This window comes from Microbacterium sp. USHLN186 (genome assembly GCF_037145155.1).
Taxonomy (GTDB): Bacteria; Actinomycetota; Actinomycetes; order Actinomycetales; family Microbacteriaceae; genus Microbacterium.
The window spans coordinates 105,875-120,534 of sequence record NZ_JBBCYA010000004.1 but is presented as its reverse complement, the minus strand read 5'-3'; the positions used below and the strand labels follow the sequence as shown (position 1 = coordinate 120,534).

The 14,660-nt window shown below is 68.4% G+C and carries 13 protein-coding genes and 2 tRNA genes; 14 read left to right on the top strand and 1 reads right to left on the bottom strand.

Annotation, left to right across the window (positions count from 1 at the left end):
* The first annotated feature begins 3 nt into the window (after nt 1-3).
* The 10 genes from uvrA to WFG93_RS09840 all read left to right on the top strand — a co-directional run bounded on the left by uvrA (nt 4) and on the right by WFG93_RS09840 (nt 11,343).
* Nucleotides 4-2,889, top strand: coding sequence for an excinuclease ABC subunit UvrA (gene uvrA / locus WFG93_RS09885; protein ID WP_336646175.1), 2,886 nt, complete (start codon nt 4-6; stop codon nt 2,887-2,889).
* Nucleotides 2,889-4,787, top strand: coding sequence for an excinuclease ABC subunit UvrC (uvrC, locus tag WFG93_RS09880; protein ID WP_336646174.1), 1,899 nt, complete (start codon nt 2,889-2,891; stop codon nt 4,785-4,787). The genes uvrA and uvrC overlap by 1 nt, the downstream gene beginning before the upstream one ends.
* Before the next feature lie 27 nt (nt 4,788-4,814).
* The gene (gene rapZ / locus WFG93_RS09875; protein ID WP_336646173.1) at nt 4,815-5,687 is read left to right on the top strand and encodes an RNase adapter RapZ; all 873 of its coding nucleotides are present in this window, start codon (nt 4,815-4,817) and stop codon (nt 5,685-5,687) included.
* A gap of 86 nt (nt 5,688-5,773) precedes the next feature.
* Nucleotides 5,774-6,766, top strand: coding sequence for a DNA-binding protein WhiA (gene whiA, locus WFG93_RS09870; protein WP_336646172.1), 993 nt, complete (start codon nt 5,774-5,776; stop codon nt 6,764-6,766).
* Between the two features lie 145 nt (nt 6,767-6,911).
* On the top strand, nt 6,912-7,538 hold the full coding sequence (locus WFG93_RS09865; protein ID WP_336646171.1) for a superoxide dismutase: 627 nt from the start codon (nt 6,912-6,914) through the stop codon (nt 7,536-7,538).
* A gap of 90 nt (nt 7,539-7,628) precedes the next feature.
* A complete protein-coding gene (gene gap, locus WFG93_RS09860) occupies nt 7,629-8,639 on the top strand; it encodes a type I glyceraldehyde-3-phosphate dehydrogenase (protein ID WP_336646170.1) in 1,011 nt (336 codons plus the stop codon).
* A 5-nt stretch (nt 8,640-8,644) separates the two neighbouring features.
* Nucleotides 8,645-9,859 carry a phosphoglycerate kinase gene (locus tag WFG93_RS09855; RefSeq protein WP_336646169.1) on the top strand — a complete coding sequence of 405 codons (1,215 nt, stop codon included), beginning with the start codon at nt 8,645-8,647 and terminating at the stop codon, nt 9,857-9,859.
* Nucleotides 9,860-9,863: 4 nt separating this feature from the next.
* Nucleotides 9,864-10,661, top strand: a complete 798-nt coding sequence (tpiA, locus tag WFG93_RS09850) for a triose-phosphate isomerase (RefSeq protein WP_336646168.1) — start codon at nt 9,864-9,866, stop codon at nt 10,659-10,661.
* 77 nt (nt 10,662-10,738) lie between these two features.
* Nucleotides 10,739-10,987 (top strand): preprotein translocase subunit SecG, encoded by a 249-nt coding sequence (secG, locus tag WFG93_RS09845; protein WP_336646167.1) that lies wholly within the window; start codon nt 10,739-10,741, stop codon nt 10,985-10,987.
* Complete coding sequence (locus WFG93_RS09840) at nt 10,987-11,343, top strand: RNA polymerase-binding protein RbpA (protein WP_336646166.1); 357 nt, start codon at nt 10,987-10,989, stop codon at nt 11,341-11,343. The genes secG and WFG93_RS09840 overlap by 1 nt, the downstream gene beginning before the upstream one ends.
* Nucleotides 11,344-11,411: 68 nt before the next feature.
* Here the strand turns inward: WFG93_RS09840 and WFG93_RS09835 are convergent.
* Nucleotides 11,412-11,485, bottom strand: a tRNA-Gly gene (locus WFG93_RS09835).
* 130 nt (nt 11,486-11,615) lie between these two features.
* Between WFG93_RS09835 and WFG93_RS09830 the strand changes: the two genes are divergently transcribed.
* The 4 genes from WFG93_RS09830 to WFG93_RS09815 all read left to right on the top strand — a co-directional run bounded on the left by WFG93_RS09830 (nt 11,616) and on the right by WFG93_RS09815 (nt 14,653).
* Nucleotides 11,616-11,692, top strand: a tRNA-Pro gene (locus tag WFG93_RS09830).
* Between the two features lie 59 nt (nt 11,693-11,751).
* Nucleotides 11,752-13,248 carry a trigger factor gene (gene tig / locus WFG93_RS09825; protein WP_336646165.1) on the top strand — a complete coding sequence of 499 codons (1,497 nt, stop codon included), beginning with the start codon at nt 11,752-11,754 and terminating at the stop codon, nt 13,246-13,248.
* Nucleotides 13,249-13,405: 157 nt separating this feature from the next.
* Complete coding sequence (locus WFG93_RS09820; RefSeq protein ID WP_101186831.1) at nt 13,406-13,996, top strand: ATP-dependent Clp protease proteolytic subunit; 591 nt, start codon at nt 13,406-13,408, stop codon at nt 13,994-13,996.
* A gap of 15 nt (nt 13,997-14,011) precedes the next feature.
* The gene (locus tag WFG93_RS09815) at nt 14,012-14,653 is read left to right on the top strand and encodes an ATP-dependent Clp protease proteolytic subunit (protein WP_336646164.1); all 642 of its coding nucleotides are present in this window, start codon (nt 14,012-14,014) and stop codon (nt 14,651-14,653) included.
* Nucleotides 14,654-14,660 lie beyond the last annotated feature (7 nt).

Genomic DNA, 14,660 nt, shown 5'->3' with positions numbered 1-14,660 from the left:
ACGGTGCCCATCGTTCCCGTCGCCTCCTCCGCCAAGCTCAGTGTCCGCGGTGCCCGCGTGCACAACCTCAAGAACGTCGACATCGACATCCCGCGCGACTCGCTGGTGGTCTTCACCGGGCTGTCCGGCTCGGGCAAGTCCAGCCTCGCGTTCGACACGATCTTCGCCGAGGGCCAGCGCCGCTACGTCGAATCCCTCAGCGCATACGCACGCCAGTTCCTGGGCCAGGTCGACCGCCCTGACGTCGACTTCATCGAGGGCCTGAGCCCGGCGGTCTCGATCGATCAGAAGTCGACGAACCGCAACCCGCGCTCGACCGTGGGCACGATCACCGAGATCCACGACTACATGCGTCTGCTGTGGGCGCGCATCGGCATCCCGCACTGCCCCGAGTGCGGCGAGCGCATCCAGCGCCAGACCGTGCAGCAGATCGCCGACCAGCTGGTCGCGCTGCCCGAGCGCACCCGCTATCAGATCGTCGCCCCGGTGGTCACCCAGAAGAAGGGCGAGTTCGTCGACCTCTTCAAGGAGCTGGGCGCGAAGGGCTACTCCCGTGCCATCGTCGATGGCGAGCTCATCCAGCTGGCCGAGCCGCCGAGGCTGAAGAAGAGCTACAAGCACGACATCGCCGTGGTCGTCGACCGCCTGGTGGCATCCGGGGACATCCTCGGCCGCGTGACCGATTCCGTCGAGACGGCGCTGGGCCTGGCGGGCGGCATCATGCAGGTCAACTTCGTCGACGAGGACGGCGACGACGCCTGGCAGTCCTTCTCCGAGAAGCTCGCCTGCCCGAACGGCCACCCGATCGCGCTCACCGAGATCGAGCCGCGCACCTTCTCGTTCAACGCGCCGTTCGGCGCGTGCCCCGCGTGCGCCGGCCTCGGCACGCGGATGTCGGTCGACGTCGACCTCATGCTCGGCGACGAGGACCTCTCGATCCGCGAGGGTGTCATCCTGCCTTGGACCACGCAGGGCAAGGGGCTGTTCCAGTACTACGAGCGGCTGCTGGAGGGTCTTGCCCGCGACCTGAACTTCTCGCTCGACACCCCCTGGAACCAGCTGCACTCCGATGTGCGCGAGGCCGTGCTGCGCGGCGACAACTACAAGGTCAGCGTCAAGTGGAAGAACCGCTACGGCCGCGAGATGCGCTACACCTCGGGTTTCGAGGGCGTCGTGCCGTACATCGAGCGGCAGTACCTGCAGGCGGAGTCCGACACGCAGCGCAGCCGCTGGGGCGAGTACCTGCGCGAGGTGCCCTGCCCGGTCTGCGACGGCGCCCGCCTGAAGCCCGAGGTGCTCGCGGTCAAGGTGCACGGGCATTCGATCGCCGAGGTGTCGAACCTCAGCCTCGTCGACGCCAGCAGGTTCATGCACGAGCTCGAGCTGACCGAGCGCGAGGCGAAGATCGCCGCGCAGGTGTTGCGCGAGATCCGGCTGCGTCTGGAGTTCCTGCTGCAGGTCGGACTCTCCTACCTCAACCTCGGTCGCTCCGCCGGCTCGCTCTCGGGTGGCGAGGCCCAGCGCATCCGGCTGGCCACCCAGATCGGCTCGGGTCTGACCGGCGTGCTCTACGTGCTCGACGAGCCCTCCATCGGCCTGCACCAGCGCGACAACCGCCGCCTCATCCAGACCCTGGTGCGGCTGCGCGACCTCGGCAACACGCTCATCGTCGTCGAGCACGACGAGGAGACCATCGAAGCCGCCGACTGGGTCGTCGACATCGGACCGGGTGCGGGCGTGGGTGGCGGAGAGGTCGTGCACTCCGGGCCGTACTCGGCGCTGCTCGCGGAGACCGGATCGATGACCGGCGACTACCTCGCCGGGCGACGTGAGATCGCGACCCCGGCGAAGCGGCGCAGGATCGACCGCAAGCGGATGCTGAGCGTGGTCGGCGCGCGCGCGAACAACCTCAAGAACGTCACCGCTGATTTCCCCCTCGGCGTGCTCACCGCGGTCACCGGTGTGAGCGGGTCCGGCAAGTCGTCGCTCGTGAACGACATCCTCTACCAGGTGCTGGCCGGGCGACTCAACGGCGCCCGCACGGTGCCGGGGAAGCACACCCGTGTCACCGGGCTCGACAACCTCGACAAGGTCGTGCACGTCGATCAGGCGCCGATCGGGCGCACTCCGCGCTCGAACCCGGCCACCTACACGGGCGTGTTCGACCGCATCCGCACGCTGTTCAGCGAGACGCCCGAGGCGAAGGTGCGTGGCTACCTGCCGGGCAGGTTCAGCTTCAACGTCAAGGGCGGGCGCTGCGACGCCTGCTCGGGTGACGGCACCATCAAGATCGAGATGAACTTCCTGCCCGACGTGTACGTGGACTGCGAGGTCTGCCACGGCAAGCGCTACAACCGCGACACCCTCGCCGTGCACTACAAGGGCAAGAACATCGCCGAGGTGCTCGAGATGCCGATCGCCGAGGCAGCGGAGTTCTTCGAGCCGATCCAGGCGATCCACCGGTACATGAAGACCCTCGTCGACGTCGGCCTGGGCTATGTGCGACTCGGCCAGTCGGCGACGACCCTGTCGGGCGGCGAGGCACAGCGCGTCAAGCTCGCCACCGAGCTGCAGCGGCGCAGCAACGGCCGCAGCATCTACGTGCTCGACGAGCCGACCACCGGACTGCACTTCGAGGACGTCCGCAAGCTGCTCGAGGTGCTGAACGGACTGGTCGACAAGGGCAACACGGTGATCGTGATCGAGCACAATCTCGACGTCATCAAGTCGGCAGACTGGGTGATCGACCTGGGGCCCGAGGGCGGATCGGGTGGCGGCGAGATCCTCGCCGCCGGCACACCCGAGCGCATCGCCGAGGTCGAGGAGAGCCACACCGGGCGCTTCCTCGCCGAGATCCTCGGCGGCGAAGGCGCGCGCAAGGCCGGCTGATGGCCGACGTGCTGCCGTACAAGCCCCGCCACGGAGAGATCCCCACCGACCCCGGCGTCTACCGCTTCCGCGACGCCGACGGTCGGGTGCTCTACGTCGGCAAGGCGAAGAACCTGCGCCAGCGGCTGTCGAACTACTTCGCTCCGCTGCGCACGCTGCACGAGCGCACCCGGCGCATGGTGACCACGGCCGCCTCGGTGGAGTGGACGGTGGTGGACACCGACGTCGACTCGCTGCAGCTGGAGTACATGTGGATCAAGGAGTTCGATCCGCCGTTCAACGTGCGCTACCGCGACGACAAGTCCTACCCGTTCATGGCGATCACCCTCGGCGACGAGGCGCCGCGGGTGATGGTGACGCGCAACCGGCACATCCCCGGTGCCCGATACTTCGGCCCGTACCCGAAGGTGTGGGCGGTGCACGAGACCATCGATCTGATGGTCAAGGCGTTCCCGATCCGCACGTGCAGCGACTCGAGCTACCGGCGCGCCATGCAGACCGGTCGGCCCTGCTTCCCCGGGCAGATCGGCAAGTGCGGTGGCCCCTGTTCGATGACCGTGACGATCGGAGAGCATCGCGCGATGGTCGACGACTTCGTCGCGTTCATGGCGGGCGGTGACGAGCGCTTCACGCGCGAGCTCACCAAGCGAATGCAGGCGGCATCCGCTGCGATGGACTACGAGAGCGCCGCGCGGCTGCGTGACAAGCTCTCGGCGATCGAGGCCGTGCTCGGCAAGAGCGCCCTGGTGCTGCCCGCAGACGAGGACGCCGACCTGTTCGGCATCGCGGAGGACGAGCTCTCTGCCGCCGTGCATCACTTCGTGATCCGCGGCGGACGTGTGCGCGGTGTGCGCTCGCTCGCGGTCGACAAGGAGCTCGACATCAGCCGCGGCGAGCTGGTCGATCAGATCCTGCAGCGCGTGTACGGCGAGTCGGACGACATCCCCCGGCGCGTGCTGGTGCCCACCCTCCCGGACGACGCCGAGGAGCTCGCGCAGTGGCTGCGCGAGCGCCGCGGACGCAAGGTGGAGATCGCCGTCGCCCAGCGCGGGCAACGCGCGGATCTCATGCGCACCGCCACCCTCAACGCACAGCAGGCGCTGCTGCGGCACAAGACCCGACGCACGAGCGACTACGTCGCGCGCACGCAGGCGCTGACCGACCTGCAGGAGGCGCTGGGAATGACCGAGGCGCCGCTGCGCGTCGAGTGCTTCGACATCTCCCATCTCGGGGGCACGAACGTCGTCGCCTCGATGGTGGTCTTCGAGGACGGGCTGCCGCGCAAGGACCAATACCGCTCGTTCAACATCGCCGAGACCACCGACGACACCGACTCGATCTACCAGGTGCTCATGCGCCGGCTCGCCCGCGTCGATGCCGCTCCCGACGCGGAGGTCGACGCGGATACGGGGGAGGAGGATGCCGGGCGCCGCCGTCCGCGCTTCGCGTACCGGCCCCAGCTGCTGATGGTCGACGGCGGCCAGCCGCAGGTGCAGGCCGCCGCCCGCGCACTGCGTGACAGTGGGCACACCGAGATCGCCCTGTGCGGCATCGCCAAGCGTCTCGAGGAGATCTGGGTCCCCGACGACGACTTCCCCGTGATCCTGCCACGCACCAGCGAGGCGCTGTACCTCGTGCAGCGCCTGCGCGATGAGGCGCACCGCTTCGCGATCACGCATCAGCGCAAGCGCCGTCGCCGCGACATCCAGACCGTGCTGCGCGAGATCCCCGGCCTCGGCGATGCGCGCATCAAGGCCCTGCTCACGCATTTCGGCTCTGTCACGGCGCTGCGCGGCTCGACCCCGGAGCAGATCAGCGAGGTGCCGGGCATCGGGCCGGTGCTCGCCACGACCATCCACGCGCACCTCGCCGGCGGTTCGCCTCCCGCGACTCGCTAGGCTGGCAGCAGCGAAGGGAGCAGTCGAATGGCGGCCGCAGAGAAGGGCGAGTTCCTCATCGTCACCGGCATGTCCGGTGCCGGACGCACCACGGCGGCGAACGCCCTGGAAGATCTCGGGTGGTACGTCGTCGACAACCTCCCCCCGCAGATCCTGCGACCGCTGCTCGAGCTCACCGACATGGGCGCCGGCAGCATGCCGAAGGTGGCCGCCGTCGTCGATGTGCGCGGACGGGGTCTGTTCGACGAGCTGCCCGAGGTGTACCGTGCGCTGCGTGCGCGCGGCGGAGTGAAGGTGCTCTACCTCGACGCCTCGGACGACGTCCTCGTGCGGCGCTACGAGGCCGTGCGCCGACCGCATCCGCTGCAGGGTGAGGGAACGCTGCTCGACGGCATCCGCATCGAGCGCGCGCGGCTGGCGACGATCCGCGAGTCCGCCGACCTCCTCATCGACACCTCGACGCTGAACATCCACCAGCTCGCCATGCAGGTGTCCGAGATGTTCTCCGAGGAGGGGGCCGCCCGCCACCGCCTGACGATCCTCAGCTTCGGGTTCAAGTACGGACTGCCCACCGACGTCGACCTCGTGGCGGACATGCGATTCCTGCCGAACCCGTTCTGGAACGAGGACCTCCGCGAGCTCACCGGCCGGGACCAGCCGGTGCGCGACTACGTGCTCGGCCTGCCCGGTTCGGCGGAGTTCCTCGACGCGTACGCGCAGGCGCTGCGCCCGGTGCTGGAGGGGTACCAGCGCGAGAACAAGAGCCACTCCACAGTGGCGATCGGATGCACCGGAGGCAAGCACCGGTCGGTCGCGATGAGCGAGGAGCTCGCGCGGCGACTGGCGGATATCTCCGGCGTCGCCGTGAACGTGCGCCACCGGGATCTCGGTCGGGAGTGACAGCGCCCTGAGTGGGTGCGATCGTCCACCGCCTTGTAGGCTAGTCCCTTGCGTCGCGATCCGACGCGTGGATCGTGAGGAGTCCCGTGGCACTAACCACCGACGTCAAGGCCGAGCTCGTCAGCGTGCGCAACGCGCCGCCGACGGTGCGCGTCGCCGAGGTGACGACCATCCTGCGCTTCGCCGGTGGGCTGCACTCCATCGCCGGGCGCGTGGCGGTCGAGGCCGAGGTGGATGCCGAAACGCTGGCGCGTCGGGTCAGCCGCGACCTCGCCGAGATCTACGGCGTGCGCCCCGAGATCGCCCAGGTGAAGGCGAGCGTGGCCAACGCCGGCGGCATCAACGATGGAGCCCGCTGGGCGGTGCGGGTGATCGGCGCCGGCGAGACCCTCGCCCGCCAGACCGGTCTGCTCGACGCGCGCCGCAGACCCGTGCGCGGCCTGCCGAACCGACTCACCACGGGTTCGCCCGAGGAGCTCGCCGGCATCTGGCGCGGTGCGTTCCTGGCCGCGGGCACGCTGAGCGAGCCGGGCCGATCCGCCATGCTTGAGATCTCCTGCCCCTCCGGGGAAGCCGCGATGGCCCTGGTCGGAGCCGCGCACCGCCTCGGCGTCGCCGCGAAGGCACGTGAGGTGCGAGGCCTGCCGCGCGTCGTCGTGCGCGAGGGAGAGGCCATCCGCGCGATCCTCGCCGCCATGGGAGCGCGACGCACGGCCGTCGCATGGGAGGAGATGCGTCAGCGCCGCGAGGTCCGCGCCGGCGTGAACCGCCTGGTGAACTTCGACGACGCGAACCTGCGCCGCTCCGCTCAGGCCGCCGTCGCCGCGTGCGCCCGCGTCGAGCGAGCCCTCGAGATCCTCGGCGACGATGTGCCCGATCACCTGCGCACGGCGGGCAACCTGCGCCTCGCGCACCGTGATGCCAGCCTGGACGAGCTCGGCCATCACGCCGACCCGCCGCTCACTAAGGATGCGGTCGCCGGCCGCATCCGTCGTCTGCTCGCGATGGCCGACAAGCGCGCTCAGCAGGACGGCGTGCCCGGCACCGAGGCCGCGGTGCCGGCCGGCTTCGAGGACTGAGCGCGACGGATCGACCGCATTCGGAACATCCCGTCGCCCGCGGCGTTGTCGTCAGTAGGATGAGAGACGTCCGCTCTGCGAGGCACTTCGGCATCGCAGAGGATCGGCAAGCGCCGCGGCGCGGCGCGGATTGGATGAATTCGACATGGCGACCTATACGCTCCCCGACCTTCCCTACGATTTCGCAGCGCTGGAACCGCACATCAGCGGCAAGATCATGGAACTGCACCATGACAAGCATCACGCCGCCTACGTGGCCGGCGCGAACACGGCCCTCGAGGGCCTGGCCGAGGCCCGCGAGAGCGGCAACCTCGCGAACGTGAACAAGCTCGAGAAGGACCTCGCGTTCAACCTCGGCGGTCACGTCAACCACTCCATCTTCTGGACGAACCTGTCGCCCGAAGGCGGCGGACAGCCCGAGGGCGAGCTGAAGTCGGCCATCGACGAGTTCTTCGGCTCCTTCGAGAAGTTCCAGGCGCACTTCGCCGCCGCAGCCGCTGGCATCCAGGGTTCGGGCTGGGCGGTGCTGAGCTGGGACCCGATCGGCTCGCGCCTGATCATCCAGCAGCTGTTCGACCAGCAGGGCAACACCGCGCAGGGCACCATCCCGCTGTTCCAGCTGGACATGTGGGAGCACGCCTTCTACCTCGACTACCTCAACGTCAAGGCCGACTACATCAAGGCCGCGTGGAACATCGCCAACTGGGAGAACGTCGCAGCGCGCTTTGACGCTGCGCGCGAGAAGACCGCAGGACTGCTGGTACTGTCGTAAAAGATGGGCGTCCTGATGGGCGTTTCGCCCGTCAGGACGCCGTTGTCCACGAATATCCGCATTTCCTTCCTTAAGAACCGGGAGACTTTCGTGTCTGTCAAGATCGGTATCAACGGCTTCGGTCGTATCGGACGTAATTTCCTCCGCGCGGCCCTCGCGCAGAACGCTGACCTCGAGATCGTCGCCGTCAACGACCTCACCGACAACGCCGCACTGGCGCACCTCCTGAAGTACGACTCGGTCGGCGGACCGCTCGGCGTCGAGGTCACCCACCAGGGCGACGTCATCACCGTCGGGGGCAAGGACATCAAGGTCTTCGAGGAGCGCGACCCCGCCGCGCTGCCCTGGGGCGAGCTGGGCGTCGACGTCGTCATCGAGTCGACCGGCCGCTTCACCAAGGCCGCCGACGCGGCCAAGCACATCGCCGGCGGCGCGAAGAAGGTCATCATCTCCGCCCCCGGCACCGACGTCGACGGCACGTTCGTGATGGGCGTGAACGAGGACACCTACGACTCCGCCACGATGAACGTGATCTCCAACGCGTCCTGCACCACGAACTGCCTGGCGCCACTGGCGAAGGTGTTCAACGACCGGTTCGGCATCGAGCGTGGATTCATGATGACCGCGCACGCCTACACCGCCGACCAGAACCTGCAGGACGGCCCGCACAGCGACCTCCGTCGTGCCCGCGCCGCCGCGATCAACATCGTTCCGGCCTCCACCGGCGCGGCGAAGGCGATCGGCCTGGTCCTGCCCGAGCTCAACGGCAAGCTCAGCGGCTCGTCCTACCGCGTGCCCGTGCCCACCGGCTCGATCGTCGACCTCACCATCATCGCCGAGCGCGACGACCTGACGGTCGAGGAGATCAACGCCGCCTACCGCGAGGCAGCGGCGCAGGGGCGTCTGCAGGGCATCCTGGAGTACACCGAGGACCCGATCGTGTCCAGCGACATCCAGCTCAACCCGCACTCCTCGATCTTCGACTCGGCGCTCACCAACGTCAGCGGCAACCTCGTCAAGGTCTCGAGCTGGTACGACAACGAGTGGGGCTACTCGAACCGCCTGGTCGACCTCACCGAGTACGTCGCCGAGCGTCTCTGATCCCCATGGCGCTGCGCACCCTCGACTCACTGGGCCCGCTCCAGGGCAAGCGCGTCATCGTCCGCTGTGATCTGAACGTCCCCCTCCAGGACGGTCGGATCACGGACGATGGTCGCGTCCGGGCGTCCCTGCCGACGCTGAAGACGCTGATCGAGGCGGGAGCACGCGTCGTCGTGTGCTCCCACCTGGGTCGTCCCGACGGCTCGCCGGATCCGAAGTACAGCCTGGCGCCCGTTGCGGATCGGCTCTCGGACCTGCTCGGGCAGACGGTCGCGTTCGCGAGCGACACCGTCGGCCTGAACGCGCGCGATCACGTGTCCGAGCTGCAGGACGGCAGCGTCGTGGTGCTGGAGAACCTGCGGTTCAACCCGGGCGAGACGGCGAAGGACGATGAGATCCGCCGTGCGTTCGCCGCGCAGCTCGCGCAGCTGGGTGATGCGTTCGTCTCGGACGGGTTCGGAGTCGTGCACCGCAAGCAGGCGAGCGTCTACGACCTCGCCGAGCTGCTGCCCTCCGCCGCGGGTCTGCTGATCGCCGCCGAGCTGGACGTGCTCGACCGTCTCACCGAGAATCCGGAGCGGCCGTACGCGGTCGTGCTGGGCGGGTCGAAGGTCAGCGACAAGCTCGGTGTGATCTCGCACCTGCTGCCGCGCGTGGACCGGCTGCTGATCGGCGGGGGAATGCTTTTCACGTTCCTCGCCGCGCAGGGACACCCCGTGGCATCCAGCCTGCTCGAGAAGGACCAGCTCGACACGGTGCGCGGTTACATCGCCGCGGCCGAGCAGCACGGCGTCGAACTCGTGCTGCCGACCGACGTGGTGGTCGCGGAGTCCTTCTCCGCGGATGCCGCGCACGAGGTCGTGGCTGCGGATGCCATCGAGCAGAGCTCCTTCGGCGCGTCCGGGATCGGGCTGGACATCGGCCCGGACACGGCCGCGACCTTCGCGGACGCGATCCGCGGAGCGAAGACGGTGTTCTGGAACGGACCGATGGGCGTGTTCGAGTTCCCGGCGTTCGCCGCCGGCACTCGTGCCGTCGCGGAAGCGCTCACGGAGGTCGACGGCCTCAGCGTCGTGGGCGGCGGCGACTCCGCAGCCGCCGTGCGCCAGCTGGGATTCTCGGACGATCAGTTCGGGCACATCTCGACGGGCGGAGGCGCCAGCCTCGAATTCCTCGAGGGCAAGAAGCTACCGGGCCTGACGGTCCTCGGATGGGAGTGAACCCGTGACCACCGCACAGAACCGCCGTACACCGCTGATCGCCGGCAACTGGAAGATGAACCTGGATCATCTGCAGGCCGTCGCGACCGTGCAGAAGCTGCACTGGACGCTGAAGGACGCGGGGCACGAGGGCGACTCCGTCGAGGTGGCGGTGTTCCCGCCGTTCACCGACATCCGCAGCGTGCAGACCCTCATCGACGCCGATCAGATCCCGTTCGCGCTCGGTGCGCAGGACCTCTCGGCGCATGACTCCGGCGCCTACACGGGCGAGGTGTCCGGCGCCTTCCTCGCCAAACTCAACGTGGGCTACGTCATCATCGGCCATTCCGAGCGCCGCGAGTACCACCACGAGGACGACGCGCTGGTCAACGCCAAGGTGAAGGCGGCCGTCAAGCACGGTCTCGTGCCGGTCATCTGCGTCGGCGAGACGGCAGAGGACCTTGAGAAGTTCGGAGCCAGCGCGGTTCCCGCCGGTCAGCTCGAGAAGGCGCTGGAGGGGGTGCCGGCATCTGCCGACATCGTCGTCGCCTACGAGCCGGTGTGGGCCATCGGCTCCGGTCAGGCGGCGACGCCCGCTCAGGCGCAGGACGTCTGCGCGGCGCTGCGCGGAGTGCTGACGCAGGTGCTCGACGAGGATGCCGCAGCGCGCACGCGCGTGCTGTACGGCGGCTCGGTGAAGTCGGGCAACATCGCCAGCTTCATGCGCGAGCCGGATGTGGACGGCGCCCTGGTGGGCGGGGCGAGCCTCGTGGTCGACGAGTTCGCCGCCATCGTGCGCTTCCAGAAGCACGTCGGCGTGTGAGTCGGCGGGGTGCGCGCGCACCTCGCCGTATAATTGACCGCTAGACGGGCTTCCCGGCCCCGGCGAAAGGCTTCTCCGTGCAGGTTCTCGAGTTCGTTCTGCAGGTGCTGGTGGGCATCACCAGCGTGCTGCTGACGCTCCTCATCCTTCTTCACAAGGGCCGCGGTGGCGGCCTGTCCGACATGTTCGGCGGCGGCATGTCCGCCGCCGTGGGCTCCTCCGGGCTCGCCGAGCGCAACCTGAACCGCTTCACGATCGTGCTCTCGCTCGTGTGGTTCATCGCGATCGTCGCGCTCGGACTCATCACGAAATTCCAGGTGATCTGATGGCAACCGGTGGAAACGCGATCCGTGGCACGCGGGTCGGCTCTGGCCCGATGGGCGAGCAGGATCACGGCTACCACGCCGACCGCATCGCGGTGTCGTACTGGGACGGTCTCGGCAACGAGACGGTGCGCTACTTCGCTGCGGGTCTGCCCGACGAGGAGATCCCCGAGATCATCGATCACCCGCAGTCGGGACTGCCGGCGGGACGCGACCGCGAGAACCCGCCTGCGCTGGCCAAGGCCGAGCCGTACAAGACGCACCTCGCGTACGTCAAGGAGCGGCGCACGGATGCCGAGGCCGAGCAGCTGCTCGAGGACGCCCTCACGCAGCTGCGCGAGCGTCGCGGCGGCCGCTGAGCCGCTGCACGGCGTCACTGCCCAAGAGAAGAACCCCCGGAGCCTCGGCTCCGGGGGTTCTTCTGCAGTGGAGGGGATGACGGGAATCGAACCCGCGTCATTAGTTTGGAAGACTAAGGCTTTACCATTAAGCTACATCCCCGAATTCTCGGAGGATCTGTGCCCTCTCGGGTGCCCGGCGGACCGGAGCACCTCGTAAAGCATAGCGGACGGAGCGACGTGTTCCGTCCGTTAGACTCGACAGGGCCGTTCCCGTGTGCGCGGGTTCAAGCCGGGGCGTAGCTCAGCTTGGTAGAGCGCCCGCTTTGGGAGCGGGAGGTCGCAGGTTCAAATCCTGTCGCCCCGACCACGGTCCGAAGACTTCACGACCGCGCCGTTCGCGCGGAAACCACAAGGAGACACACCAGCATGGCCAACAGCACCGTCGAGAAGCTGTCCCCGACCCGGGTCAAGCTCACCATCACGGTCACCCCGGAGGACCTCAAGCCCAGCATCGCGCACGCGTACGAGCACATCGCTCAGGACGTGCAGATCCCCGGCTTCCGCAAGGGCAAGGTCCCCGCTCCGATCATCGACCAGCGCGTCGGCCGTGGCGCTGTCATCGAGCACGCGGTGAACGAGGCTCTCGACGGCTTCTTCCGCGAGGCGGCCGCCGAGCACAAGGTGCGCATGGTGGGCCGTCCCGCCGCGGACATCACCCAGTGGCCGAACGAGAAGGACTTCTCCGGTGACCTGCTGGTCGACATCGAGGTCGACGTGCGTCCGGAGATCGAGCTTCCCGACCTCGAGGGCATCACGCTGACGGTCGACGCCGTCGAGGCGGACGAGGCTGCCATCGACGCCGAGCTCGACAGCCTCCGCGCACGCTTCGGCACCCTCATCCCCGTCGACCGCCCGGCGGCGACGGGCGACTTCGTCGAGCTCGACCTCGTCGCCACCATCGACGGCGCCGAGATCGACCGCGCCGAGGGCGTGTCGTACGAGATCGGCTCGGGCGAGCTGCTCGAGGGCATCGACGAGGCGCTCGACTCCCTCACCGCTGGGGAGGAGACCACCTTCCGCTCCACGCTCGTCGGCGGCGACCACGCCGGTGAGGAGGCCGAGGTCTCCGTCACCCTCAAGGCCGTCAAGGAGCGCGAGCTGCCCGAGGCCGACGATGACTTCGCACAGATGGCGTCGGAGTTCGACACGGTCGCCGAGCTGCGCGAGAGCCTGGCCGAGCGCGTCGCCCAGCAGGGCGTGTTCGCCCAGGGTGCCGCTGCACGCGATAAGCTCATCGAGACGCTGCTCGAGCAGATCGAGATCCCCGTCCCCGCGCAGGTCATCGAGGACGAGGTGCACGCGCACCTCGAGAACGAGAACCGCCTCGAGGACGACGTGCACCGTGCCGAGGTCGTCGAGGCGAGCGAGAAGCAGTTCCGCACGCAGGTGCTGCTCGACACCATCGCCGAGAACGCCGACGTGCAGGTCTCGCAGGAGGAGCTGAGCCAGTACCTCATCCAGTCGGCCGCGCAGTACGGCATGGCGCCGCAGGAGTTCGTCGAGGCGCTGCAGGGCGCCGGGCAGCTGCCCGCGCTCGTCGGCGAGGTCGCGCGCAACAAGGCCCTGGCCGCTGCGCTCGGCAAGGTGAGCATCGTCGACAGCAACGGCCAGAAGGTCGACCTGTCGGAGTTCATCGGCGACGCCGAGGACGAGGACGCCGCGGAGGCTGAGGAGGCGCCGGCCGACGAGGCTCCCGCCGCCGAGGAGAAGCCCAAGAAGGCTCCGGCGAAGAAGAAGGCTCCGGCGAAGAAGGACGCCGCCGACGCTGAGGCTGATGCGGAGAAGCCCGCGAAGAAGCCCGCCGCGAAGAAGGCACCGGCCAAGAAGGCGGCGAAGAAGGACGAGGCCGAGACGGCCGAGTGATCATCGCATGATCGTGAGGAGAAGGCGGATGCTGCACAGCATCCGCCTTCTTCTGTCTGCCGCCCCGCCACGCTGATATGCCGACGGCGAACACGGCCGGGCGCGCGCGCCGCCGCCGGTAGATTCGAATCACCGAAACACGGAAACAGGAGCTGACATGGCTGAACCCCTGATGGCGACGAGCGTCTTCGACAGGCTGCTCAAGGACCGCATCATCTGGCTGGGCTCTGAGGTGCGCGATGAGAACGCGAACGAGATCTGCGCGAAGATCCTCCTTCTCGCCGCCGAGGACTCTGAGAAGGACATCTACCTCTACATCAACTCTCCCGGTGGTTCGATCACCGCGGGCATGGCGATCTACGACACCATGCAGTTCGTGCCCAACGACATCGTCACGGTCGGCATCGGCATGGCCGCGTCGATGGGGCAGCTGCTGCTGACCAGTGGCACCAAGGGCAAGCGCTACATCACCCCGAACGCACGCGTGCTGCTGCACCAGCCGCACGGTGGCTTCGGCGGCACCGCGAGCGACATCCAGACCCAGGCTCAGCTGATCCTGTCGATGAAGCGCCGCCTGGCCGAGATCACCGCCGGCCAGACCGGCAAGTCGGTCGAGCAGATCAACGCCGACGGCGACCGCGACCGCTGGTTCACAGCCGACGAGGCCCTCGAGTACGGCTTCGTCGACCACATCCGCGAGCACGCCAGCGACGTCACCGGCGGCGGCGGCACCGGCGCAGACCAGTAAGGAAGGAACACACGCATGCACACCCCCACCTTCCGCGCTGCCGGAAACCTGCCCTCCAGCCGCTACGTGCTGCCGCAGTTCGAAGAGCGCACGGCCTACGGCTTCAAGCGCCAGGACCCGTACAACAAGCTGTTCGAGGACCGCGTGATCTTCCTCGGCGTGCAGGTCGACGACGCGTCGGCCGATGACGTCATGGCGCAGCTGCTCGTGCTGGAGAGCCAGGACGCCGAGCGCGACATCACGATGTACATCAACTCGCCCGGTGGCTCGTTCACCGCGATGACGGCGATCTACGACACCATGCAGTACGTCGCCCCGCACATCCAGACCGTTGTGCTGGGTCAGGCCGCTTCGGCCGCATCCGTGCTGCTCGCCGCCGGCACCCCCGGCAAGCGCCTCGCGCTGCCCAACGCTCGCGTGCTCATGCACCAGCCCGCGATGGGCGAAGCGGGGCAGGGACAGGCCTCGGACATCGAGATCCAGGCGCGGGAGATCCTGCGGATGCGCACCTGGCTCGAGGAGACCATGGCGCACCACACCGGCAAGAGCGTCGAGCAGGTCAATCGCGACATCGACCGCGACAACATCCTCTCGGCCCCCGAGGCGCTGGAGTACGGCATCGTCGACCAGGTGCTCACCTCCCGCAAGCGCGGCTGAGTCCGCT